Below are 25,972 nucleotides of genomic sequence, written 5' to 3' on the forward strand. Positions count from 1 at the left end.
TAAATAAGCATGAGGCAATTTAATTACGTTATTTTGGCGATGTTATGGCTTAGTTTGGGTGCATCGGCAATCGCTTCAGAACAACCGATTTTGGATGTCAGCGTTGGTTGGTCAAAGCCTCCTTATGTCATTGAGCAAGATGATAGTGGTTTCGAAATTGAATTGGTTAAAGCTATTTTTAATCAATTGGGCTATCAGCTTAAATTTATTTATGTACCTTTTGCCCGCTCACCCTATTTACTCAATCAGGGGGAAACTGATTTGGCAATGACAATTAACCCTCGTATGGATATCAAAAAGCAGCAGTTAAGTATTCCTTATATCAGCTATCATAATGTGGCGATAAGCCTAAAAGAACGTCACTTAACTATTAATGTTGTTGCAGATTTGGCTAACTACTCTGTCGTTGCGTTTCAAAATGCTAAGGTAGTTTTAGGGTATGAGTATGGCCGAGCAGTGAAACAATCACTGTTTTATCAGGAGTTGCCAGACCAAGCGCATCAGGTCGAGATGCTGCTTAAAGGTCGTACCGACGTTGTAGTGATGGATATTAATATTTTTAATTATTTAAGCCGCGCTTATTCAAATCAAAATCAAATGGATAAGGTTAATGTGCATACTTTATTCCCTGTCAGCAAGTATCAGCTAGGTTTTAAAAACAGTGCGTTAAAAGATTTATTTAACGAGAAACTAAACATTTATAAAGGCTCAGACGCTTATCAGCAGTTGCTTAAAAAGTATGAGTTTTATCAGGTCGAAAGCCATAACCAGCCTTGATTTTTTTACAATGTAAAAAAATCGTTTCCAGTGTTGTTATTTCTCTTTATGATGATTTGCTATTAATTGAATGTCGATTAATAACTCATTCTAGGATTTTATAATAATGAAAAAAGTTACCTTTTTAGCGACCAGTGTCGCCTTAGCATTAGGTCTTACCGGGTGTGGTGAGCAAGCTAAAACAGCAACAGCAACAGCAACAGCAACAAAAACAGCGAATACTATGGTTGTTAATGAGGCTAAAGCCGCGCTTGTATCGGGCATTGAGTTAGAAAATATTGATCACGCTGTGCGTGCACAAGATGATTTTTACCAGCATGTAAACGGTGTATGGCTGCGTGATACAAAAATTCCAGACGATAAATCTAATTATGGCTCGTTTACTCAGTTGTATGATAATTCACAAGCAGCACTTAAAAAAGTAATTGAAGCTGCAGCAGCAAATGCCACGGTTAAAGCTGGTAGCGATGAGCAAAAGCTAGGTGATTTTTATAAAAGCTTTATGGACCAGTCGACAGCGAATAAATTAGGATTCGACCCTTTAAAAGCCGACTTAGCTAATATAGCAGCGCTAACAGATAAAAAAGGGCTTGCTGGTTTAATGGCTGAACTGCGAATTAAAGGCAGTAATACCCCATTTGCTTGGTATGTGAATAACGATGAGAAGAAATCAAGCGAATATGCGCTATATGTTTTTCAATCGGGTTTAGGATTACCTGATCGTGATTATTATCTTAAAAATGATGAGAAATTCACAAAAATTCGCGAACAATATCAAACATATATTACTCAACTGCTTGCGCTAGCTGGCGATGAAAATGCTGCTGATGCTGCAAAAAATATTATTGCACTTGAAGCTAAACTTGCGACTGCACAGTGGTCTCGAGTTGAAAACCGTGATGCAACCAAAGCATATAACAAGTTAACAACAGCAGAAGTGGATACGCTACTTGGAGATTTTGATTTTGCGGCGTTTTTAGCGCAATCGAATCTGAATGTAAAAGAGTTGATTGTTAGTCAGCCTAGTTATTTAGCCGCTCTTGCAGGTATTTATGCCGAAACTGACTTAACGGTTTGGCAAGATTATTTAAGCTTTCACTTTGTAAATACCTATGCAAGTAAGTTGGGTGATGAGTTTGTTGATTTAAATTTTGCATTTTACAGCACAACACTGCGTGGGGTTGAGCAGCAGCAACCTCGATGGAAAACAGCGGTTGATTCGGCAAATGATGTGCTGGGTGAAATCTTGGGTAAAGTTTATGTAAAAGATAACTTTCCACCAGAAGCAAAACAACGTATGGGTGTATTGGTTAATAACTTAATCAAGGCTTACGGGGTTGCGATTGATGAATTAGAGTGGATGAGTGCCGAAACTAAAGTTGCGGCCAAAGAAAAGCTCAATAAATTCACGCCAAAAATTGGCTATCCTGATAAATGGAAAGACTACTCTGCGCTTGAAATTAAAGCTGGTGATTTAGTTGGTAATTTTATTCGTCATAGCCAGTGGGCCTATGCCGATATGAGTGGCAAATTAGGTAAACCAGTTGATCGGAGTGAGTGGTTCATGACACCTCAAACGGTTAATGCGTATTACAATCCAGTGAATAATGAAATTGTTTTCCCTGCCGCTATTTTACAACCGCCATTTTTTAATTTAGCTGCGGATGATGCGGTTAACTATGGTGCAATTGGTGCGGTGATTGGTCATGAGCTTGGTCATGGTTTTGATGATCAAGGTGCAAAATATGATGGCGATGGCAATTTACGCGATTGGTGGAATGAAACCGATTTAGCTCAGTTTCAAGAGCGTGGCGCAAAACTGATAGCTCAATATGATGGCTTCAAACCATTTGATGATGCGCATGTAAATGGCTCTTTAACATTAGGTGAGAACATTGGTGACTTAGGTGGTTTAACTGTTGCTTATAAAGCGTACCAAATGTCACTATCAGGCAATAAAGCGCCTGAAATAGATGGTTTTACGGGTGAACAACGCTTCTTTATGGGTTGGGCGCAAGTATGGCGTCGTAATTATCGTGATGAAGAACTTCGCAATCGCTTAATGACCGATCCGCATTCACCAAGCCAATACCGTGTTATTGGTATTTTGTCTAATATGCCTGAGTTTTATCAAGCATTTGCAGTAAAAGCAGAAGATAAAATGTACGTTGCGCCAGAGCAGCGCGTTAAAATTTGGTAATCTTTTATTTTTATTATCGATTTAGTTATTAGCCCAACGTAAGTTGGGCTTTTTATTAGCAAATAAAAAAGTGGAGATGCTCGGTGATATCACAATAATCCACGTCCTACTTTATCTGCTTAATATTCTAAAACTAATTTTAGTCTTGCAGATAAGTTTTAGTTACTTACAAAGGGGAGATATAAATAGTTAATTTTAAAAAATATTTATTAACTATTTATTTTATAAAGAGTATTTTATTTATCTTCTTTACTGATTCAGAAAAAAATCAGCTTTTATTTGCCTTTCAAAGATAGCGCTGTCATTTTGATTTGTTTATGATGAATCAAACCAATAATTATATATCATCTATAGTGACTCTAATTTTAGAGCGCACTACACCTTTAGGAGGCTCCATTAATGCATTTTAAAAAAAGCATTATCGCAAGCTTGTTTGTTTCGGCACCTTTGTTTGCACAAGGTCAATTAAGTCAGCAAGCATTACAAGAGTTTACTCAAAATACGCAATTTCAATTTGCTGTCGTCGATAATTTTCATAATAAAGATGGCGGTTTTATTGGCCAAATAAGCCTTGCGAATGGTTCAAACGTTGCATTACCTAAAGGTGAAAGTGATTGGCAAATTTATATTCACTCAATTCGTAAAATTACTCGAGTGGATAATCCAGGTTTAAAGATAGAGCATGTTAATGGTGATTTGCACCGTATTGTACCGAACAAACAGTTTGCTGGTTTGGCTAAAGGTGCAACGCTGCGTTTTAACTATGAAGCAGGTGCTTATATCGTGTCTTATACCGATTTTATGCCTCGTGCTTTTATGGTTTCGGGTAATAAAACAGAAGTATTTGCCAATACTGATACTGAAGATATGAAAGCGTTTGTTGCGCCATTTGAGCGTGAAAATCAGCTTAAAAAATTCGACCAGCCAAAAGATCTTTCAGTGATTGCAGATGCTGCCAATCGCTATCAAGCAAATTTAGTTAATAAAAAATACACTGTGTCACAAGAAGCTGCACTTAAACGCATAATCCCAATGCCCCAGCAAGTTGATTTTAATCGTGGAGAAGTGACTTTAGATAATAACTGGCAGATACGTTTTGCAGGGCGTTTGACAGCAGAGGTTGCGGTATTTGTTGAGGATTTAACTAAAAATCATCAACTGACGCTAACGGCGCAACCAGATCATATAGCAGTCAATAATCACCCTGTAATTGACATTAAAGTTGACGCCAAAGTGAATAAGGGCAAAAGTGAAAGTTATCGTTTAAACCTTGATAAAGATAAAATTACTATTATTGGCAGTGATAACGCAGGCGCATTTTATGGTTTACAAAGTCTATTAGCACTGATCCCTGCCGATGCTAGCAGCTCAGTGACACTGCCCCGTGTTGAGATTCAAGATAGCCCTCGTTATGACTGGCGTGGTATGCATTACGATAATGCGCGTAATTATCATGGCAAAGACGCAATGTTTAAGCTGGTTGAGCAAATGGCGCGTTATAAGCTTAATAAATTACACTGGCACTTTTCTGAAGATGAAGGTTGGCGCTTAGAAATCCCAGGCTTGCCTGAGCTAACTGAAATTGGCGCATATCGTTGTTTTGATTTGGCTGAAAACGAATGTTTGTTAACACAACTTGGCACTGGGCCACATAAATCAGGGTCTGGAAATGGTTATTTAACCCGCGCTGAATTTGTTGAATTACTTAAATTTGCAGCTGCCCGTCATGTCAATATTATTCCTGAAATTGAAGGGCCTGGACATGCTCGTGCTTCAATTAAAGCGATGGAAGCGCGTTATCGTAAATTGTTAAAACAAGAAAAAGAATTACGAGTGGGTTCAATTAAAGCAACTGCAACTGATGCCGAAGGCGGGGTATTACAGTCATCAGCAGCAACTGCTTATTTGTTAAGTGATCCAGCCGATACTTCTATTTATGAAACTGTACAGCTATACAAAGATAATTCGGTAAATGTGTGTTTAGATTCGAGCTATCAATTTTTTGATAAAGTGACTTATGAATTACAGCAAATGTACCGTGAAGCAGGTGTGCGTTTAACGAATCTACATTTTGGTGGCGATGAAGTCGGTGCTGGATCTTGGACTGGATCACCTGCGTGTCAGGCTATTTTTGCTGATCCAAACAATGGTGTATCGGGAGTTGCTGACTTAAAACCTTATTTTACCCAGCGAATAGCTAAAATGCTTTACAAGCGTGGTATTGCACCCGGCGCATGGGAAGATGGTTTAATGTATGACCGCACTAATCCATTTAATCGTGATGAAATGCCAAATCCTGTGTTTACCGCTAACGTATGGGATAACATTTGGGAATGGGGGGTTGCAGATCGGGCTTATCGTTTAGCAAATGCGGGTTACCAAGTTGTGATGTCACACGGCACGCATTTATATTTTGATCACCCTTATGAAGCGCACCCTGAAGAGCGCGGTTATTACTGGGCAACGCGCGCCACAAATACAGAAAAAGCATTTGGTTACATGCCTGATGATGTTTACGCGAATGCGGATTTTACTCGCACAGGTGAAAAAATAGAGAATTTAGAGGCGTTAGTGGGCCGCCCTATGCCTAAGTTGGAGAAACCTGAAAATATTTTAGGGATCCAAGGGCAAGTTTGGTCTGAAACAATTCGTACTGAAGACCAAGTATTAGCAATGATTTTCCCTCGTTTATTGTCAGTGGCAGAGCGTGCTTGGCATAAAGCCGATTGGGAAGGTCAAAAACCTGATTCGATTGCGCGCAGTAAAGACTTTGCTGAATTTTCTGCCGCACTTGCAGTAAAAGAATTAACAAAAATGGCTAAAGGTGGGGTGAAACCTAATCTACCTGTACCTGGTGGCGTGATTGAGCAGGGGAAACTGAAGGCCAATGCTGCATTTGATTATTTGGCAATTGAATATAGTTTAGACAATGGGGCTTCTTGGAATTTATACACTGCTCCGATCAGTGTTAAAGAGCAACAAAAAGTAGCGCTAAGAAGCCGCTTGAATGATGAAGTTGTTAGTCGAATTACCTTTGTAAATTAATATGTTAATTCAATGCTAATAAATTAAGGGGCACATTGCCCCTTTTTCTTGGCGAATAATTATTCATCTTAAGCTAGTAAAACAACATTTTTTCACGTAAAGTTTTATGATAGCGCTGTCATTTTGTGTTAATACTGTGATTCTTTTATGAATTAAGTAATTTTATAAAATGGCTAAAACACTTTAACGGCAATCAAATTTAAAATTTTCTCTAGATTTTAAGTTAATTGTTTTAAACTCAAATGTTAAATAAGAAGAAGTTTATGGAAGCGACAGTGGATACTCAAATCAATTCAAAAAGCAATGCCATTCCGATGGTCATTGTAGCGGGATTATTCTTTATACTTGGTTTTGTTACTTGGATGAATGGCTCTTTAATGCCTTATTTAAAACAAGTATTACAATTAAGTCCGTTTCAAGCTTCATTAATACTATTCTCTTTTTATATTGCAGTTACATTTACTGCGTTACCTTCATCTGCAATTATTCGAAAAGTAGGTTACAAAAAAGGCATGGCGTTAGGTTTAGCAACCATGATGTTTGCGTGTTTCTTGTTTATTCCTGCTGCTAAAACCCAAATGTTTGCATTGTTTCTTGTTGCTCAACTGGTAATGGGCGCAGGCCAAACATTACTGCAGACCGCTGTAAATCCTTATATTGTAAAATGTGGGCCAGAAGAATCAGCGGCTGTGCGAGTCAGTATTTGTGGTATTTTAAATAAAGGTGCAGGTGTTGTTGCTCCTATCGTATTTAGCGCTTTAATTTTGAGTGGCTTTTCTGGTTTAGTAGGTACTGAGTTATCACAAGAGCAAATTGATGGCATGGCTAATAGTTTAATTACGCCATACATTGGTTTAGGTTTATTTATTGGTGTGCTTGCTTTTTCTGTAACGAAGTCGCCATTACCTGAGCTTGAGTCTGAAGCGGGTAGTGATGGTATCAATCAAACAGGTCTAATTAAAGCCGCATTAAAAGTACCAAGCTTAACACTTGGTGTAATCGCATTGTTTTTCTATGTGGCAGTAGAGGTAATCGCTGGTGATACTATTGGTGCATTCGCCCTATCGCTAGGAGTGCAAAACTATGCGGTAATGACCTCATATACCATGGCGTGTATGGTATTGGGTTATATCTTAGGTATTCTTTTAATCCCTCGTGTAATTTCACAGCAAACAGCTTTATCGTCTTCTGCTGTATTGGGGTTGATTTTAACTTTTGCAATTGTATTTGGTGATAATCAATCTTATGCCATAGCGAATACTTTATTAGTGCCATTCGGTGGTGCAAAACTACCTGATCCATTACTACTCATCGCAGTTTTAGGCTTAGCAAATGCGATTGTTTGGCCTGCGATTTGGCCTTTGGCACTATCAGGATTGGGTAAATTAACTGCAACTGGTTCAGCTTTATTGGTAATGGGTATAGCTGGTGGTGCTTTTGGGCCTTTATTTGTTGGCTTAGCAAGCACAGTGCCTGCAGATCAAATTAGTCAGCCTGGTGCTGCAGCCCTTGCTCAGCAAGGTGGTTATATTGTGATGCTACCGTGTTATCTATTTATTCTATTTTATGCTTTAAAAGGGCATAAAATGAAAAGCTGGAAATAACAAATTCTCAACGCATTGAGATACTCCCGTGTGATGCCAGTCTTATGACTGGCATTTTTATTTTATTCAATTAACGGGACGTAATCTTTTAAGGCGAGCATAAGTTGATAAGCACTTGGCCCACTCATGTCATGAGGGGTAAATAGATCATTATCGGAATATTTTAGGTTGATAGGATTTGTTAATCTTGTTTCTGGAATATAACCCATTGTCCAACAATCAAATTCGCGCACATAAATCTCTTGATACTCCAGCATTAAAATATTGGTATGGCGGGTATCATTTAAAATCCGTTGATAGGTTTCATTAACAGCTTGGCGAGAGCCTTCAATACATTGTAAAAAATACTTTCGATTAAAACACAGCATGCCGGTAATGTGGTTTTTCTTATTATTTTTTTTTGATTTATCTAGAATGGACTTAATATCAGATTGCTCAAATTCCTCACTAATTTTACTGGTGTAAATCAATCGACTTAAATACATGCTCTATCTCAAAGTACGTTAATGTGCTTAAAGTGTAGTGGAGCAATAGCACAATTCAAATTAAGGGTACTATTTAGGATTAATAAAAAAGAGCGAAAGCGCTCTTTTTTATTGTTGGGTATTTTAAAGTTTAAATTGGCTGACGCTTGCGGTAAGGCTGTTAGATAAGCTATTGAGTTCTTTTGCTTCAGTCGCTAATTCATACGCATGTTCGGCGGTATTATTAACCAGCTGATTAATGGCATTTAAGCTGCTGTTAATGTCTTCAGCAACCATGGTTTGTTGCTCAGTTGCGGTCGCGATTTGGTGGCTTTGATCTTCAACAAGCATAACAGAGTCAGAAATAGCCTTTAATGCATCGAGCACGTTTTGGGTTTGTATTACAGAGCCTTCTGCTTGATCCTTGCCTTGTTGCATCATGGCTGAAGCTTGCTGCGCAATATGTTGTAAGCGGGTGATCATGGTGCGAATATTTTCGGTCGATTCTTGGGTGCGACTTGCAAGTGTTCTTACTTCGTCAGCCACAACGGCAAAACCACGACCTTGCTCACCAGCACGTGCTGCTTCGATTGCTGCATTTAATGCCAGCAAGTTGGTCTGCTCTGCAATCGAATTGATTACATCAACCACAGCCCCAATATTGCTTGATTCTTGGGCAAGGCCAGCAACAACGGTCGAAGCTTCACTAATGTGCGCCGATAACGTCGTCATGGTATTTTGTGCCGCGGTTGAAATTTCAGTGCCCTTATTTGTTAATTTCTGTACCGCTTCGGCCGCTTTATTGGTCTGTTGAGCATTTTGTGAAATCTCCATCACGGTGGCTGCCATCTCGGTGACTGCCGCACTGACACTATCGACTTGTTGTTTTTCTTGTTGGATTTCAGAATTAGTTGCGTTTGATACACGGCTTAAATGTGTTGCTGCAACGCCTACTTTTATCGCCTGATCTGAAGTTTCGAGCATTAAGGTACGTAATTTATCGATAAAGGTATTCATATGATTCGCCAATTGGCCCACTTCATCTTGGCTATCAATGGCGATTTTTTTCGTTAAATCGCCATCCCCAGAGGCTATATCGTGCATTGTGGCGGTGAGCTCGAGCATAGGTTTAGTGATCATTTGGCTTGCGATAACGATCATCACCATAATGATTAATAAAATCGCGCCTACAGCAAGTGTTGTAGTGAGGACGGCATCGGCAACGGGTTCATCAATCATGCTAGTTGGAATTAATATTCCGACATACCAATCAAGCATTGGCTTATCTAACTCTAAGCGTTGATAAGTAACGTAGTATTCTTTACCTTTTAAAGTAACAAGTTGATTGCCCGATTTAGTATTTTTCATCGCCTGATTAAGTTCAACAAAACCTGTGGTATCAGGCATTTGCATTTCAAGCGCTTCTAAACCTTCTTTACCGCGTTTACTGCAATCACCTTCATCGGTAATACACAGTTTATGGCCTGTTTTATTCGACAATTGCACCACTTTTTGTTGGTTGTCGAGTAAAAAACCATAACCTTGATTATGAAAACGAATATCTTCAATAAGTTGATTAATTTTTTTCAGTTCAAGATCAACGCCACCAATTCCGACTAATTTGCGCGCATCATTATAAATAGTTTGTTGGATAACCGCTGAAACCGTGCCAGTTGATAAATCAACCGAAAGAGGGCCAACATATAATTTATTGATGTTAGCTGCTTCTTGCCACCAACCACGTTTATATGCGTAATAAGCTTCACCTGTTTTAGCATTAATAACGGTGCGTCCATTTTCTTTAAAATATTCACCAGTTTGTGCTGAGGCAAAGAATGCTGAGAGAATAAAATCATCTTGGCTTAAGCGGACTAAATCCGCGTTCACATTGTTAAATCCATCTGATTGTTTTAAATCTCCCTCGCGTGTTGTCCAATTGTTTAACCAATTGACCAAATGGGGGTTTTGCGCAAAGGTCTCAACTACACGGCCATATTGCGCAAAAAAGGACTCAATATTGAGTTTTTCAGAGGTAATGTAACTGGCTGCTTCTTGCTCAATTGAATCACGAGATAATTTGGCTATGTGATTTACTAAAAAAATAGATGCGATGATTAATAAGGCAGAAATAGTACCGCCGATGAGCAATAAGGTTTTATTGCGCAATGAGATATTTTTTAACATTGTTATTCTCTACAGCTGTTGAAGCGGTAATATAACCACATCTAAAAATTGAGTGCTAGTGTGTGATTTAAAATGTTAATGAAAAATACTGAGAAAAAATGTGTCATTTTAGGACATGGATGGCTAGGTCAGGACTTAAAACAGCAATTGATAGGTAAAAAGTATGGGGTTGATGCTACGGTGCGAGATCCCGAAAAAGCAGAACAATTAGGATTACAGTACTTTTCATTATCCAATGAGGTTTTAAATCACAATATTGAGTGTAAAGATGCTTACTGGGTGTGTTGTATTCCTCCAGGATTTCGCCGTGAAGAATCAAATTATTTAACTGTGCTTGCTGCTGCATTAAAATTGGCGCAATCGCAAGCGATGAAGGGGTTTTTACTCTGTTCATCAACAGGGATATATCCAAGTCAAGCAGGCCTTTTTCATGAGCAATCATCTTTGAATGATTTAAACCTCAAACAGCAAGGTTTACTTGAAGCTGAACAATTGGTACTGAGTTCAGGATTAGGTAAAGTAGTGCGACTCGCTGGTCTAATGGGGCCAAAGCGCCACCCTGGCCGTTTTGTTGCGGGTAAGCAATTGGCATCAAGCGCGAATGAATCCGTAAACATGGTACATCAACGTGATGCGAGTAATGCGATAGTGCATATTTTAGAAAATTGGTCAGGTGCTGAGCCAATTTATAATTTGGTGATGGCTGATCACAGTTGCAAAGCGGATTTTTATCAACAGGCTTGTAAGCAATTAGGTACAGCTTCACCTACTTTTGAAACAGATCATCAAGTTGAGCGGATCATTGATGGTTCGGCTATTGAACAGCTAGGATTTAGGTATCAGTTTAGTCGCTTGGCTGATGCGCTTGAGTATTGCCAGTAGTGGCATTATTTTGCCTTAATTACATCGCTTATTTTTTATGTTTAAACGTTAAATGACCGCCTAAACGATATTTACTGCCTGGTGAAACTAAGCGGGTAAAACTCACTATGTCATTTGCCGACCAAGTTCGGCGAATGACTTGTAAGCAAGGTTCTTCATTATAAAGTGCAAGCCAATTACACATTTCGGCATTGGGGCTAACCGCTTCAACAGTATGACGCGCTTCGGTTAAAGGTGCGACTTGGCATAAATACTCATGTGGGGTGATTAATTCAAAGTTTTGCTGTAAATATGCAGGCGCAAATTTAGGGTTAACAAAGCGCTCTTCGACTTGTAGCGGATTTTCATTTTCTAGATGAACCAGCACTGAGTGATAGACAATGCTATCGACCTCTACGCCAAGTGCTATGGCGATTGGCGCAATAGCGTTAATTGATTCTAACAATACCGGATTGCAACTATACATTCCGCCACGTTCTTTAACTTCATCTGCAATATTTCGAATTTCTAATAAGGAAGATTGAGACTTAAAGCTGGCGACAAATGTCCCAATACCTTGATTACGCGTTAAAACTCCCGCTTCGCTTAATTCAGTTACGGCGCGCCGCGCAGTCATGCGACTTACAGCAAATTGTTCTGCCAATTCATTCTCAGAGGGGATACGGCTATGTTCGGCCCATTCGGTAGACTTGATTTTACCAATAATATGTTGTTTTATTTGGGCAAATTTAGGTTTTAGCATCGATTCCACTTTGTTTTGCATTACAATGTTGCCAACATAGATTAAAAGTTATTAACAAAGATGGCATACAAGTATTGTATATACAAGCCGCGTTGGTAGACTTAATTTATAATCTTATTTTGACCGTTTGGATGAAAAATGCGCTACTTTGACCAAGTTATTATTGATGTAAATCTTGCTACAATGGATCCTGCGCAACCCGCAGCGTATGGTGCTATTTATGATGCTGCAGTGGCATTACTTGATGGCAACATCGCGTGGTTAGGCCCTAAAAATGAATTACCCGAATTTGATACTCTAGCGACTCCCGTTATTTCTGGTAAAGGTAAGTGGCTAACGCCTGGGTTAATCGATTGTCACACCCATTTGGTATTTGGTGGCTCACGCGCTAAAGAATTTGAAATGAGACTTCAAGGTGTATCGTATCAAGAAATTGCAGCGCAAGGCGGCGGTATTGTTTCAACAGTCAAAGCTACAAGAGCCGCAGACCGAGAAAGCTTATTTGTTGCGGCCAACAAGCGTTTAACAGCCTTGTTTAATGAGGGGGTGACAACGCTTGAAATTAAATCGGGTTATGGCCTTGATCTTGAAAGCGAAATTAAAATGCTTGAAGTGGCTAAGCTGCTCGATAAACATCACCCTATTACGATAAAAACGACTTTTTTAGGCGCCCATGCTGTACCGCCTGAATATAAAGGTGATGCTGATGGTTACATCGATTTAGTCTGTGAGCAAATGTTGCCAAAAATAGCTGAACTAGGGTTGGCTGATGCGGTCGATGCGTTTTGTGAAGGCGTTGGTTTTAGCAATGCACAAACTCGTCGCGTATTTGAAAAAGCGAAGGCTTTGGGCTTGCCGGTGAAGCTTCATGCAGAGCAATTATCTAATTTAGCTGGGGCACAACTTGTTGCTGAATTTAATGGTTTATCAGCCGATCACATTGAATTTCTCGATGAAGCTGGTGTTAAAGCAATGGCTGCGGCAGGTACCGTAGCAGTATTATTACCTGGGGCGTTTTATGTATTACGTGAAACACAACTCCCACCAATTGAATTATTAAAACAATACCAAGTACCGATTGCTATCTCTACCGATTTTAATCCGGGCACCTCGCCAATTTGTTCTCTCAAATTAATGCTGAATATGGCCTGCACTTTATTTAGGATGACGCCAGAGGAAGCATTAGCGGGCGTTACGGTGCATGCTGCAAAAGCGCTTGGTTGTGTTGACCGTGGTATGCTTGCGGTTGGAAAACGTGCTGATTTAGCGCTTTGGGATATTGAACATCCGGCAGAGTTGGCGTATCAATTTGGCGTTAATCCGTTAACACAATTGTGGATTAACGGAAAAACATCTATAACACGTTGATATCAAGTTAATTGATAGCGTTAATTAGATTTTATAGGACACAATATAATGTGCAGATGGGCTTTATCACTGGCTTTTAGTTTGGCTGCATTCAATCTATCTGCTGCTGAGGTTGATATGATGTTTAATCCAACAAGCTTTTTAGCTGGAATGTTGTTGATAGCTTGGTTGCTTTGTATGCAATTGCGGCAAAATACGATCACTCGAATTTTAAATCTCAATGTTGGTTTAGCTACCCTTGCTTTTTTGAGCTTTCAAGAGCCGCTTGTATTTTTGTTAGTGATATTCGCAATACTGGTGCAGTTATTTTTTGAACTTAAAGATAATCAACGCTATAGCCGTACAGCAGTTGCAAGTTACAGCGCATTAGTTTGTGCTGCAATTGTGTTTGTTGTACTACAAATTACCACTGTTAGCCCTAACTTCTTAGCATTAGCGAGTATCGTTTATTTGCTCATTCAAAACTTGCTGGCTGAATTAAATGGCTCTCCAGAGCCTGTAAATCAGATGCAATTACCTGGTGCAACAACCGAGATCACAAATGCTAAACAAGGCTACCCAGATCGTGCCATGTTTAAAGCTCAGTTTAACCAGTGGCAACAAGATGCCACTGAGACTGGTCATTTAGTTGTGTTTAAATTTGACGGTTTTAGTGAAATAAATCAAAAGCTAGGCCATGACTTTGGCGACTTATTATTAGTGCAATTAACGTCAAGAATTAATAGTGTTTTACAAGGACAAGCGTTACTCGAAATTGGTCGGGATGCGTTGAAACCATTTTATTTTTGCCATTTAAATAGCGTGGAATATGCATTTTTGATCACCCAAAGTGAGCAAAAGCATTTATACGAGCAATTAATAGGGCAGTTGATTCAAATTTCCAATCAACCTATTAGTATTAAAGGCTGCTTGATGCAAACAGCATTACGCGCCGCGATGGTTGAAGTATCACCACAACAAGCTCTTTCATTTGAAGAGCAGCTAAAATGTGCATATTTGGCACTGGATGTTGGCCTTAAAAAAAATGAGGTTGTGAGTAAATACACTCCAGCCATGTCGGAGTTACGAAATGAGCAATTAGATAAAATTAGTTTGTTAGATCAAGTTGATTATGAAAAGGATTTTGAGCTTTATTTTCATCCGGTGGTTAATTTAAAAACCAATGAAATTATTTTTATTGAATTGTTACTACGCTGGAATCACCCAACAAAAGGTTTGTTAGATGCAAGTGCTTTTGTAAATGAAATTAAGATTGCAGGGCTGTCGTATAGCGTCACTAAATGGGTATTAGAAAAAGCAGCTGAAATAGCGCTCATGCTTAAAGTGGCTGATTTTAAAGTGCCAGTTAGTATTAATTTGTTTGGCTCAGAGTTATTTAATGATGAAATGATAGAGCATCTGACTCACTTAATTGCTGAGCATCAGCTGAATCCTAAATATTTAATTATTGAATGCCCAGCTAATGTATTACTGAACTTAGAAGATAAAGGCGCGGCTATTTTAAAACGTTTAAAAGCGATGGATGTGCCAGTCTGTTTAGATGATTTAGGGGTCAGCCCATTACTCTTAACACAACTACCAAAATTAACCTTGCAGTACGTCAAATTGGATGATGGCCTTATTACGGAGTTGAGCCAAAATTCCAATACACGCAATTTACTCAGAGGGATTATCAACATGTGCTCTAACCTCGAGAGTAAAGTGATAGCTGAGGGTGTTGCATCAAGTGCGTTATTAGAATTTGTCGAAGGGTTACAATGTGATGCGGCGCAGGGGTATTTATTTACTCGACCACTCAGTATTGTAGGTGTCACTGCATGGCTTGCTCAGTGGCAGCAAAAACTTGACCATCAACAACGGCCTTACTAATAAATATGTGCTTACTTAATGGCTGTACGAGCCATTAAGTAAGCATAAACTAACGCACATAGTGTTTGGCCTGCTTCATTAAGGCCTTGTGATAAACCAGCGGCATGTTGTTGTGGCGCTGCTTCACATAAATGAAGATATCGAGTGTCTTTGAGTGACGCCATGTTAAAGACAAATTGCTCAGCTTCACTGACAGAAAAACTACAGTTAGTAAATGCACTGACTGGCATATAAGAAATACTGTCAACATCGACTTCAATACCTACCGGCAACAGGCTTTGCTCAAATTTTTGTCTGACATTAAAACATGCTTTATTCAGAGTTATTTGTTGGCGAACTTTAATCTTTTGATAAGAATCGTAACTAAAACCTGCTTGCTCAAGTGCGCAATAAATAGCTTCGTTATTTTTTAATTCGTGCAAACCAATCACATGGTAATTGGCTAAAAATTGATTTTGATAAGCGTAATGAAAGCCATTGCCGCTATGGCGCCCTTCAATAGCACGAAAATCGGCATGAGGGTCAAGATTTACCGCACTTATTTTATTTTGACTGCTAGTCGAGAGAGCTTTGATTATCGGGAAACAATTATTGTGGCCGCCGCCAATAATTATGGGTTCTAAACCGGCATTAAAAATCGCACGTATAACAGGCTCAACCGCATCATCAACTTGCGAGCAGAGCTCACGTAATGCAATAAGGTCAGATGGAATGTTTGGACTTAAGGAGTCAGCTTGTTTTTGTAAATCGGTTAAATCTATTTCACCAAGCAATAAGACTTGTTCTGCTGGGAAATGGCGGTTTGATTGCAAATTAGCGAAACGACTTAAAAAAGCCTGCCAACCAAGTTGCGCACCACCTTGACCACAATTGGCTTTTGGACCTATGTCTTCGGGAATACCGAGCAGTACGTACTTGATGCCAAAGTGGCTGGCATCAAGTAATGCTTGGTCAAAGTCTACTTGAGTATTAATAAAAAAAAGCGCCTCGCCAATACGTTTCTCACCGGTACGAGAACTTAAATAGGGAGCTAAATCTTGCTCTGTATAGACATTTAACCGGTAGCTCATTGTACTTCAGAATCCTCAAAGTCATCTTCTACTAGTTCTTCGCTATCATTGCCTTCTAAATCTTCAGGAGCAATGATGATACCTGTACTATCGGCATATAAAAAATCGTCATCATAAAATGAAACACCAGCGAAATTAACTGGTACACCCGCTTCGCCGTTGTTATTGTCATCAGCAGCAACAGGAATTGATGCGATTGCTTGAATACCAAGGTCAAGTTCGTCTAGTTCATCAACATGACGCACCGCACCATAAACCACGATTCCTTCCCAGTTATTTTCAAGCGCTAACTCTGCCAGTTCAATATCAATTAATGCGCGACGTGTAGAACCACCACCATCAATTAACAGTACAAGCCCAGTGCCATCTTTTTCTAGGGTGGTGCGAATAAGTTGATTACTTTCGAAACACTTTATGGTTTTGATTTGGCCGCCAAATGATGTTCTGCCACCAAAGTTAACGAACATAGGTTCGAGTACATCGATTAAATCGGCAAATTGGTCACATAACTCTGAAGTATTGTATTGCATGAGTTGATCCTTTTGGTGGTCACATAAAACACATATTTAAAGTCCAGTATACATTTACACCACTGCAATACAATCAATTATATGCACAATTTAGATAGAAATATTAATGTCTTGAAATCTTCATGTAATTGTTACCTCCAGGTTCTAGGCTTAACCAAAACGAGGAGGGAAATCTTATGTTACTGGTTAAAATTACACAGTTAGATCATGCGATTTTTAAAGGATTATTTAAGCCCAATGCACCTAAATGGTGGCAACATTTATTTGTGAATCTCTCCCGTACGGGTGATGGTGTCGTTTATTTAATTTTTGCCAGTTGGCTGCTTTATCAAAATGACAATAACTCATTGTTAATGCTAAATGTATTGCTGCTCGGCTTTGCGATTGAACGACCACTTTATTACCTATTTAAAAACCTGTTTAAACGGACTCGGCCTTGTAATTGGCAAGGTGGTTTTTCGTATATCAAACCAAGCGACCAATTTAGCTTGCCATCGGGTCACAGTGCTGCAGCATGGTTATTTGCTACTGTACTGGGATTCTTTTACCCGCAATTGTGGCCATTGCTAATGTTATGGGCTTCAAGTGTTGCTGTCTCTCGGGTGATGTTAGGAGTGCATTATCCAGTTGATATCATTTTAGGTTCAATTATGGGGTACGGTTGTGCCCACTTAAGTCTACAAATAACAGGAGCCTTATGAAAATTTTATACGGCATACAAGGGACTGGAAATGGCCATACCACACGTGCAAGGGTTATGGCTAAAGCGTTTAAAAAATATGATATTGAAGTAGATTATTTATTTTCAGGACGTGAGCCTGAACAATATTTTGATATGGAAGAGTTTGGTCAGTATCGAACTCGTACAGGTCTTACTTTTGTAACGCACAATGGCAAAGTGAATAGTTGGCAAACGTTACGCCAAGCCAAAGTAGGTCAATTTATTAAAGACGTTAAAAGTCTTGATTTAACTGGTTACGATTTAGTATTTAATGATTTTGAGCCTATTTCAGCGTGGGCAGCCAAACGTCAACGTATTCCAGTGATTGGAATGAGCCATCAGGCGGCTTTTTTATCGCCCAAGGTACCAATTATTGGTAGCAATATTTTGACTCGAAGTATGATCCGTAAGTTTGCTCCTGCAGATGTTTATTTAGGAGTGCATTGGCAATCATTTGCATCTAATATTATTCCGCCTTTTATTTGCACGGAACAACAAAAAAGTACGGATTTGGCTATTAGTAATAAAGTATTGGTATATTTACCATTTGAAGCTTTAAATAAGGTCATTGAATTATTAAAAGGATTTCCACACTTTGAGTTTTATTGTTATCACCCTGATGCAAAAGATGAATCTTTAACTCACATTCATCTTCGAAAACCAAGCAGAAATCTATTTTTAGCCGACTTAGCAAGCTCTGTTGGAGTGATAGCAAATGCTGGCTTTGAGCTTTCAAGTGAAGCACTTTGGTTTGGTAAAAAGCTATTACTAAAACCACTCGAAGGGCAGTTTGAACAAAGCTCAAATGCATTCATGCTGAGTAATTTAGGTTTAGCAAAAGTAATGCAATACCTAGATGCTGATGCGCTCGGTGATTGGCTAAGTGTGCCTGAAATTGCACAAGTTAATTTTCCCTCTGATCCAAAACCGTTAATAGATTGGTTGCAAGCTAAGCAATGGCACGATACCACAGCGCTAAATCAGCAGCTATGGCAAGGAATTAATTTAATTTAGTTCCTTTTTAGCAGTTTCATAAATACTTTCTATACTTTAACAACTTATATATTTTATTGAGGCTAGTATGGATTTATTGCAACGCTTATCGATTAAAGCTCGGTTACAAATAAATGCGGGAATTATAGCCGTCGCAATGTTGATTTTACTGTTCGTATTACTTTCAGAGATAAGTAATATGAGTCAGCTTAATAAAACCATACAAACGACAGAAGAATTAAGCATTTTACAGCTAGAGATGCGAAAGTATGAAAAGAACTTTTTAGCGTATAAACAAGAGGATGATTTAGCGCAATTTGCTACTCAATCGCAGAAAATGCAGATTAAAATCGTTTTGTTAGAACAGCTTTTTGATAATATTGGCTTTGATAAATCTCAAGTAAAACAGCTTAAAAATTTAGTAAATGTATATGAAACTAAATTTGAAAACGTTGTTAATTTACAAAAAGAAATAGGTCTGCACCCCAAAGATGCTTTATATGGTCAATTGCGAACTGCAGTGCATGAGGTAGAGACGGTTTTAAAAGGGCAAAAGAATTATCAGTTGTTAAGCAGTATGTTGCAGCTGCGCCGTGATGAAAAAGATTTTATGTTGCGCCTTGATGAAAAATATTTGCAAAAATTCGACGAAACAATCGCCTCTTTTAGCGAGGCTGTAAATCAAAGTGATTTACCTAGCAGTGAAAAATCAGCTTTATTAACGCAGTTGAAACAGTATCAACAGAAGTTCAGTGCATTAGTAAATGCTCAGAAAAAACTTGGCTTAACATTAAAAAGCGCAGCATTGGGTGAATTAGCTATCAGTGCAACTGAAAATGATCAATTTATCCAACTACTGGTAAAGGAAACCGAAGAGCAAATTATCCAAAGTCAGGCTCAAGTTAAAATTATTAGCTTTACTATTTTTGGAGTTGCAATCTCTATTGTAATGTTTTTAGTTTACCTAACTAGTCGCTCAATTATTGCTCCTATCAATAAAGTGTGTGGTGTGATTAAAGAGATCCGTGGTCAAAATAATTTAACACTTAGTGTGCGCTCTCAAGGAATGGATGAGGTCTCGGCTTTAACGCAAGATTTTGATAGTTTAATCAATGACTTTAAAAATCTGATCTTTGAGGTTAATTCTGCTCTTTCTAACTTAGGGATTGCGACAGATAATTTAGCGCAAACGACCGCAGCAACGAGCGATGGGATGCGAGAGCAGCTCCATGAAGCCGATATGGTCGCTACAGCTGCCACGCAAATGCAGGCAACAATTCAAGATATTTCGTTTAATACCGAAGCTGCAGCAAAAAAAGCAGAAGCGACCAATGAAAGTGCGCGTGTTGGTAAGAGTGAGGTTGATTCAACGGTGGCAATTATTTCACAGTTAAGTGATTCTTTAGGGGGCGCCGCTTCTGTTGTAGCCGAACTAGAAAAAGATGGCGAAACGATAGGCTCAGTACTTGATGTGATCAGAGCAATAGCAGAGCAAACGAATCTATTGGCACTTAATGCTGCTATTGAGGCTGCAAGAGCAGGTGAGCAAGGCCGTGGTTTTGCAGTTGTGGCAGATGAGGTTCGCTCTTTGGCGCAAAGAACTCAAGATTCGACTAAAGAGATTGAAGGTATTATTACCGGGTTGCAGGGTCGTACACGTGAAGTGGTTAGTCTAATGAATAAATGCCGAATCCAAGGTGATGATAGTGCTAATCAAGCGCGTAAAGCAGGTGAGTTATTGGTTTTTATTACTGAAAATGTTCAGACCATTATGGATATGAGTACGCAAATTGCGACAGCGATTGATGAGCAAAACACGGTTGCCTCTGAAGTAAATCAGAATGTGGTTCGGATCCGCGATATTGCTGAACAAGCTTCAGCTCATGCGCAAACTAATGCCCACACCAGTGAGGAGGTGTCTGAACAAGCGCGGGTTTTACATCGGGCGATTGCAAAATTTAAAGTGTAAGGTGCAGCCTTAAACCATTTTTATGTTAATCAGTGGCTCTCGAGTGGCTTTGCTGCTTGAGAGTTTATCTAAATATTGCTGCCAAAGGGTTTCTTGGGTCGTTGCCAGTTGGTGTAGATATTGCCAGCTATACAGGCCGGAATTGTGGCCATCATCAAAGACTAAACGAACCGCATAATGTCCCACAGGATTAATCTTACTAATCGATACGGCTTTTTTATTGGTTACTAATTTAGCTGTATTAGGGCCATGACCTCTGACTTCTGCTGAAGGTGAGTAAACGCGAAGAAACTCTGCACTTAACGTGGTGTGAAAATCATTTTCAAAAAAAATGTCGAGCAGTTTTGATTTTTGATGATAATGTACTTTTTTAACCAGCATGTATTGCTCCAGCGTAAAAAATGCTGAGCCAAATTGGCCCAGCAAGTCTAAAATAACTTATAAAATAAAGCGGCTTAAGTCTTCATCTTCTACTAAAGTGCCTAAATATTTAGTAACAAACGCCGCATCAATCACAATATGATCACCTGATTTTTCTGAGGCATCATAAGAAATTTCTTCCATCAGTTTTTCCATCACGGTGTGTAAGCGACGTGCACCGATATTTTCAGTTTTTTCATTTACGCGCCAAGCAGCTTCTGCAATTTTTTCAATTGCTTCTTCATTAAACTCAACTTTTACACCTTCAGTTCCCATCAAGGCTTGGTATTGTTCAGTGAGTGATGCATTTGGCTCAGTTAGAATTCGTTTAAAGTCGTGTGCAGTCAGTGGGCTTAGTTCTACTCGAATAGGTAAACGACCTTGTAATTCTGGAATGAGATCAGACGGTTTTGACATCTGAAATGCACCCGACGCAACAAACAAGATGTGATCTGTTTTGATCATACCGTGTTTTGTGCTCACTGTAGTACCTTCAACGAGTGGTAATAAATCACGTTGTACACCTTCACGGCTTACATCTGGGCCTGATGAGTCACCTCGTTTACAGATCTTATCAATCTCATCGATAAATACGATACCATTTTGTTCAACAGCATGAATTGCTTGCTCTTTTAGTTCTTCAGGGTTAACTAGTTTGCTGGCTTCTTCTTCAATTAATAATTTGATTGCATCTTTAATTTTTAACTTACGTTTAGTGCGTTTTTCATTACCTAAATTTTGAAACATGCTTTGCAATTGATTCGTCATGTCTTCCATGCCTGGAGGTGCCATGATTTCAACCCCCATTTGCGCTTGGGCTAAATCAATTTCAATTTCTTTATCATCGAGCTGGCCTTCACGTAGCTTTTTACGAAACGTTTGGCGAGTTGAGCTATCTTTGGTTTCTGCTTCACCCCAAGTATCTTTTGCACTCGGTAATAGTGCTTCTAAAATACGTTCTTCAGCCGCTTCTTCTGCACGGTGACGCACTTTTTTAGTCTGTTGTTCGCGAACCATTTTGATTGCAATATCAGCTAAATCACGAATGATGGTATCCACTTCTTTACCAACATAACCTACTTCGGTAAATTTAGTGGCTTCAACTTTAATAAATGGTGCATTAGCAAGTTTGGCTAAACGACGTGCAATTTCAGTTTTACCAACACCGGTTGGGCCAATCATTAAAATATTTTTTGGGGTGACTTCTGCGCGTAAATCTTCTGGTAACTGCATTCTGCGCCAGCGGTTACGAAGTGCAATTGCAACCGCTTTTTTTGCATTAGCTTGACCAATAATGTGCTGATCTAACTCGTGTACAATTTCTCTTGGAGTCATAGCTGACATAATATATTCCTTTTAAAGCTCTTCAATTGTTTGGAAGTGGTTGGTAAATACACAGATGTTTCCAGCAATTGTTAAGCTTTTTTCTGCAATTTCACGAGCACTTAGCTCTGTATTTTCTAATAAGGCTGTTGCTGCCGATTGCGCAAACGCGCCGCCGCTACCAATCGCAATAAGATCGTTTTCAGGCTGAACAACATCACCATTACCCGTGATAATAAATGAAGCAGTATGATCAGCCACAGCCAGTAATGCTTCAAGTTTGCGCAGTGCTCTGTCACTACGCCAATCTTTAGCCATTTCAACAGCGGCTTTAGTTAAATGGCCTTGGTGCATTTCGAGCTTGCTTTCAAAGCGCTCAAATAATGTGAATGCATCGGCGGTGCCGCCTGCAAAACCTGCGAGTACTTTTCCGTTATAAAGGCGGCGAACTTTTTTTGCATTGCCTTTCATTACTGTATTGCCGAGTGAAACTTGGCCATCACCCGCAATTACCACTTTGCCATCACGGCGCACAGACACAATCGTAGTCATAGTTATTCCTTTGTAAGCGAGTGGCTAAGCCACTCGTTTAGATATGATATGAAGCAATTAATGGGGGTGATTTGTGGAATTTCAAGACCAGTTGATGATGTTACAGCGGGCAGCATTGGCACGTTTGAGTTTATTTTTCTCGCTTTCGGCTATCCGTTTGGTGCTATACGGGCCTAATCGAACTTGATAATAGCCATTTTTACTTTGTCGTACTTCTGATGTGATCCCTTCAAACGCTATAATAGCTTTTTGGCTTTGTGCGCGTTCGTCGGTTTTAAATGAACCACAGATCAGTGCATAAGGGCCTTTTTGCTCCTGCTCTTTGACTTCAACTTGTACTTCGTGTTGCTTGATTTCTTCAATAAACTTAGGTGGTTGTGGCTTTGGCTCAACAGGTTTTGTCACTGTTTTTTTGGCATTAACACCGGGAGTCGGTGCTGGTTGATGATTACTAATATACCAAAGCCCATAAGCAAGGCCCGAAACTAATAACACTGCCAGTAAAATAAGGCCTATCGGTAGCTTCTTTTTGACAGGAGCTTGTTTTTTACTGGGACGTTTTTTGTTAATAAAATCTTGTTGTGACATAGGTATTAAATACTTTTATTTTAAGCAAGAAGAAGATAAATCTGGGCGCTATTCTAATACATTTTAATGCGGATGTATTACTGCTTTGCGTTGAATCTTGTGAAGCATCAGATAATAAAAAATTGGCTTAGATTAACCAAAGGGCATATTGATTTCTGAAGTATAATTTTTGTGCGTATTCAAAGCCTTTAATACGCACATTGAGCAATGTAGCATAATGTTTTATGTAAACTGACAATAAAAACTTTGCAGCTTTTGCTTGCCTTGATATTCAATTTGCCGTTGCAAAAGTTAACAAAAATGGTTATGCGCCCTAATTCATATCAATAGGATCAACATCTATATGCCAGCGTACTTTTGCCGCGAGTTTACTAGAATTAAGGTACTCAACTAATTGAACTAAATATTGATGTAGTTGGCTTCTATTTTGTGCTTGTAAGTGGAGTTGATAGCGATATTGCCCTGCTATTTTTTCAAGCGGTGCAGGAAGAGGGCCAAGCAATTCAATACCTGCAATCGGTGTTTTTGGGATTAAATCATTTAAAAAGGCTTGCACTAGCTTAGCATCATGAGCTTGGGCCCGAATTAATGCAAGTTGACTAAAAGGCGGAAACGATGTGAGTTGTCGCTCAGTTAAAGCAAATCGCGCAAAATCTTGATATCCATTGTTTATGAGATCTTGCAATAAGGGGTGTTCAGGAAAATGAGTTTGTAATAAAACCACCCCAGCTTCACCACTTCGTCCGGCTCTGCCCGAAACTTGTGTGATCAATTGTGCTAAATGCTCTGTGGCTCGAAAATCAAAAGAATAAAGTCCTGAATCAACATCGAGTATTACTACTAGGGATACATCAGGAAAATGATGGCCTTTGGCCAGCATTTGAGTGCCAATTAAAATGCGTGCACCTGGGGTGTTAATTTCTTCGAGCGCTTCTTCTAAGCTGCCTTTACGGCGAGTGGTATCACGATCGATACGATTGATAGGGATATCGGTAAACTGTTCAGTTAAAAAATCCTCAACTTGTTCGGTGCCTTTTCCTGCCGGGAATATTTGTGTACTACCGCAGTCTGGACATTGCATCGGCGGACGTTCGTGTTCACCACAGTGATGGCAAATTAAGCTGCGGATCCCTTTATGATAGGTTGCACTGGTGCTGCAACGTTTACAATTGCTGAGCCAGCCGCATTCATGGCAAATTAAAGTCGGTGAAAAGCCTCGGCGATTTAAAAAAATCATCACTTGCTTTTGTTTTGCTAGATGCTGCTTGATTACGGCTAAGCTAGCTTGTGCAATACCGGCTTGTTCTTGTTGGCCGCGCATATCAATTAAGCAATATTGATTATTGGTCGCCGTTTGCGCCCTTTGGTTTAAGGTCAGTAACTGGTATTTACCGTTCAGCGCTTTATGCAGCGTTTCAAGAGCTGGCGTTGCAGTGCCTAAAATTAAAGGGATTTTGGCTTGATGAGCTCGATATACCGCCAAATCACGGGCGTGGTAGCGCAAGCTATCTTGCTGTTTAAAGGAGCTATCGTGCTCCTCATCAACAATAATCATACCTAGCTGGGCAAAAGGAGTAAAAATAGCCGAGCGTGTTCCAATCACAATTGCGCAGCTTCCTTGTTCGCAATAACGCCATGTTTGTAGTCGTTCGCTATCAGTAAGGGCCGAGTGCCAAAGCATGATTGGAGTATTTGGAAAGCGACGCCTAAAGCGATTAACTGTTTGAGGCGTTAAGCCAATTTCAGGCACTAATACGAGCGCTTGTTTACCTTTCGCTAATACGTCGGCCAGTGCTTGCAGGTACACTTCAGTTTTACCACTGCCGGTGATGCCTTCAAGTAAATACGTTTGGTATCCTTTGTTTTGTTTTATAGCAGCGCAAGCAATGGCTTGCTCAGGATTAAGCTTTAAGGCTTTGTTTATTGTAAGCTCAGCCGTTTGCCAGCAGTTATCATGTTCAACAAATTCATGAATTAACTGCTGTTTTAGTAGTGCTTTAATTGTTGCAGAGGCAAAACCGAGCGCTTTTATTTCTGTAAGTGGCGTTTTACCTGATGCTTGCAGTTGTTTAACTAATGCGAGTTGTTTTGCGCCTCTAAGAGTTGTAATTGCTTGACCATCGCGGGTTAGGTCTAAATATACCACGCTGGTTTTATCTGGGCTTTTGCCTTGTCGCAGTAACGTAGGCAGTGCTAATTGCAAGGTTTCACCTAGAGGAAAACAGTAATATTGACTGGCGAACTTTAATAGGTTGAGAATATCGTTTTGAAAAACTGGAGTAGTATCGAGAAGCGTTGTTATAGGTTTTAGCTTTTCAATGGCAAAATCCGAGTGATCTTTAACTCCTAATACAATGCCTATTTTTTTTTGATTGGCAAAGTTGACTTCAACTCTCATTCCTGAACAAATAGTCGTGCAGAGTGCTTCAGGCACGAGATAATCAAACGTTCTGTTTAAAGGCACTTTTATCGCGACTTCGACAATTTTCATTAAATAATTTTAATCCTGCCAATCAGTTAACATCGATTATAACCATAACTGCTGTTAAAGGGCGAGTAGCTAAACAGCTTTGCTTATCCACAGCTCTATTTATTTGATGATAGTTTTTAACTTGACTTAAGATATAAATCTTGTGAAGTGCGTCGGATTTGTCTAATATACGCGCCCTAA

At 39.4% G+C, this 25,972-nt stretch carries 20 protein-coding genes; 10 read left to right on the forward strand and 10 right to left on the reverse strand.

Annotation, left to right across the window (positions count from 1 at the left end; genetic code table 11):
• The first annotated feature begins 9 nt into the window (after nucleotides 1-9).
• The 4 genes from PTUN_RS02510 (at nucleotide 10) to nagP (ending at nucleotide 7,626) form a co-directional block, all read left to right on the forward strand.
• Nucleotides 10-777: a substrate-binding periplasmic protein gene (locus PTUN_RS02510; RefSeq protein ID WP_009838115.1), complete on the forward strand. Its 768-nt coding sequence runs from the start codon at nucleotides 10-12 to the stop codon at nucleotides 775-777.
• A gap of 106 nt (nucleotides 778-883) precedes the next feature.
• On the forward strand, nucleotides 884-2,977 hold the full coding sequence (locus PTUN_RS02515) for a M13 family metallopeptidase (RefSeq protein ID WP_009838116.1): 2,094 nt from the start codon (nucleotides 884-886) through the stop codon (nucleotides 2,975-2,977).
• A gap of 399 nt (nucleotides 2,978-3,376) precedes the next feature.
• The gene (locus tag PTUN_RS02520) at nucleotides 3,377-6,022 is read left to right on the forward strand and encodes a family 20 glycosylhydrolase (RefSeq protein ID WP_009838117.1); all 2,646 of its coding nucleotides are present in this window, start codon (nucleotides 3,377-3,379) and stop codon (nucleotides 6,020-6,022) included.
• A 263-nt stretch (nucleotides 6,023-6,285) separates the two neighbouring features.
• Nucleotides 6,286-7,626 carry an N-acetylglucosamine MFS transporter NagP gene (gene nagP / locus PTUN_RS02525; RefSeq protein ID WP_009838118.1) on the forward strand — a complete coding sequence of 447 codons (1,341 nt, stop codon included), beginning with the start codon at nucleotides 6,286-6,288 and terminating at the stop codon, nucleotides 7,624-7,626.
• A 62-nt stretch (nucleotides 7,627-7,688) separates the two neighbouring features.
• On the opposite strand, the gene PTUN_RS02530 is transcribed toward nagP, so the two are convergent.
• Nucleotides 7,689-8,111, reverse strand: coding sequence for a BLUF domain-containing protein (locus PTUN_RS02530; RefSeq protein ID WP_009838119.1), 423 nt, complete (start codon nucleotides 8,109-8,111; stop codon nucleotides 7,689-7,691).
• A 123-nt stretch (nucleotides 8,112-8,234) separates the two neighbouring features.
• Nucleotides 8,235-10,274, reverse strand: coding sequence for a methyl-accepting chemotaxis protein (locus tag PTUN_RS02535; protein WP_009838120.1), 2,040 nt, complete (start codon nucleotides 10,272-10,274; stop codon nucleotides 8,235-8,237).
• A gap of 72 nt (nucleotides 10,275-10,346) precedes the next feature.
• On the opposite strand from PTUN_RS02535, the gene PTUN_RS02540 reads away from it, so the two are divergent.
• The gene (locus PTUN_RS02540) at nucleotides 10,347-11,156 is read left to right on the forward strand and encodes an SDR family oxidoreductase (protein ID WP_009838121.1); all 810 of its coding nucleotides are present in this window, start codon (nucleotides 10,347-10,349) and stop codon (nucleotides 11,154-11,156) included.
• Between the two features lie 28 nt (nucleotides 11,157-11,184).
• On the opposite strand, the gene hutC is transcribed toward PTUN_RS02540, so the two are convergent.
• On the reverse strand, nucleotides 11,185-11,898 hold the full coding sequence (gene hutC / locus PTUN_RS02545) for a histidine utilization repressor (protein ID WP_040643804.1): 714 nt from the start codon (nucleotides 11,896-11,898) through the stop codon (nucleotides 11,185-11,187).
• Nucleotides 11,899-12,036: 138 nt separating this feature from the next.
• Between hutC and hutI the strand changes: the two genes are divergently transcribed.
• Both hutI and PTUN_RS02555 read left to right on the forward strand, forming a co-directional pair.
• The gene (gene hutI, locus PTUN_RS02550) at nucleotides 12,037-13,266 is read left to right on the forward strand and encodes an imidazolonepropionase (protein ID WP_009838123.1); all 1,230 of its coding nucleotides are present in this window, start codon (nucleotides 12,037-12,039) and stop codon (nucleotides 13,264-13,266) included.
• Nucleotides 13,267-13,314: 48 nt separating this feature from the next.
• Nucleotides 13,315-15,135, forward strand: a complete 1,821-nt coding sequence (locus tag PTUN_RS02555; RefSeq protein WP_009838124.1) for a GGDEF domain-containing phosphodiesterase — start codon at nucleotides 13,315-13,317, stop codon at nucleotides 15,133-15,135.
• Between the two features lie 11 nt (nucleotides 15,136-15,146).
• On the opposite strand, the gene PTUN_RS02560 is transcribed toward PTUN_RS02555, so the two are convergent.
• Entirely contained in the window at nucleotides 15,147-16,205 is a 1,059-nt protein-coding gene (locus PTUN_RS02560) for a formimidoylglutamase (RefSeq protein WP_009838125.1), read from the reverse strand.
• On the reverse strand, nucleotides 16,202-16,735 hold the full coding sequence (rraA, locus tag PTUN_RS02565) for a ribonuclease E activity regulator RraA (protein WP_009838126.1): 534 nt from the start codon (nucleotides 16,733-16,735) through the stop codon (nucleotides 16,202-16,204). Before rraA ends, PTUN_RS02560 begins: the two co-directional genes overlap by 4 nt.
• Before the next feature lie 176 nt (nucleotides 16,736-16,911).
• Between rraA and PTUN_RS02570 the strand changes: the two genes are divergently transcribed.
• The 3 genes from PTUN_RS02570 to PTUN_RS02580 all read left to right on the forward strand — a co-directional run bounded on the left by PTUN_RS02570 (nucleotide 16,912) and on the right by PTUN_RS02580 (nucleotide 20,418).
• Nucleotides 16,912-17,436 carry a phosphatase PAP2 family protein gene (locus PTUN_RS02570; RefSeq protein ID WP_009838127.1) on the forward strand — a complete coding sequence of 175 codons (525 nt, stop codon included), beginning with the start codon at nucleotides 16,912-16,914 and terminating at the stop codon, nucleotides 17,434-17,436.
• Entirely contained in the window at nucleotides 17,433-18,470 is a 1,038-nt protein-coding gene (locus PTUN_RS02575; protein ID WP_009838128.1) for an MJ1255/VC2487 family glycosyltransferase, read from the forward strand. Before PTUN_RS02570 ends, PTUN_RS02575 begins: the two co-directional genes overlap by 4 nt.
• A 67-nt stretch (nucleotides 18,471-18,537) precedes the next feature.
• Nucleotides 18,538-20,418, forward strand: a complete 1,881-nt coding sequence (locus tag PTUN_RS02580; RefSeq protein ID WP_009838129.1) for a methyl-accepting chemotaxis protein — start codon at nucleotides 18,538-18,540, stop codon at nucleotides 20,416-20,418.
• A gap of 9 nt (nucleotides 20,419-20,427) precedes the next feature.
• Here PTUN_RS02580 and PTUN_RS02585 read toward each other — a convergent pair whose 3' ends face one another.
• The 5 genes from PTUN_RS02585 to priA all read right to left on the reverse strand — a co-directional run bounded on the left by PTUN_RS02585 (nucleotide 20,428) and on the right by priA (nucleotide 25,792).
• A complete protein-coding gene (locus tag PTUN_RS02585) occupies nucleotides 20,428-20,799 on the reverse strand; it encodes a gamma-butyrobetaine hydroxylase family protein (RefSeq protein ID WP_040643877.1) in 372 nt (123 codons plus the stop codon).
• A gap of 57 nt (nucleotides 20,800-20,856) precedes the next feature.
• Nucleotides 20,857-22,182, reverse strand: a complete 1,326-nt coding sequence (gene hslU / locus PTUN_RS02590; protein ID WP_009838131.1) for an HslU--HslV peptidase ATPase subunit — start codon at nucleotides 22,180-22,182, stop codon at nucleotides 20,857-20,859.
• 12 nt (nucleotides 22,183-22,194) lie between these two features.
• Nucleotides 22,195-22,713, reverse strand: coding sequence for an ATP-dependent protease subunit HslV (gene hslV / locus PTUN_RS02595; protein ID WP_009838132.1), 519 nt, complete (start codon nucleotides 22,711-22,713; stop codon nucleotides 22,195-22,197).
• A gap of 81 nt (nucleotides 22,714-22,794) precedes the next feature.
• Nucleotides 22,795-23,301: an SPOR domain-containing protein gene (locus PTUN_RS02600; RefSeq protein WP_009838134.1), complete on the reverse strand. Its 507-nt coding sequence runs from the start codon at nucleotides 23,299-23,301 to the stop codon at nucleotides 22,795-22,797.
• 313 nt (nucleotides 23,302-23,614) lie between these two features.
• Nucleotides 23,615-25,792 (reverse strand): primosomal protein N', encoded by a 2,178-nt coding sequence (gene priA / locus PTUN_RS02605; protein WP_009838135.1) that lies wholly within the window; start codon nucleotides 25,790-25,792, stop codon nucleotides 23,615-23,617.
• Nucleotides 25,793-25,972: the final 180 nt, after the last annotated feature.

Origin of the sequence: Pseudoalteromonas tunicata (assembly GCF_002310815.1) — a bacterium.
Classification (GTDB): Bacteria; Pseudomonadota; Gammaproteobacteria; order Enterobacterales; family Alteromonadaceae; genus Pseudoalteromonas; species Pseudoalteromonas tunicata.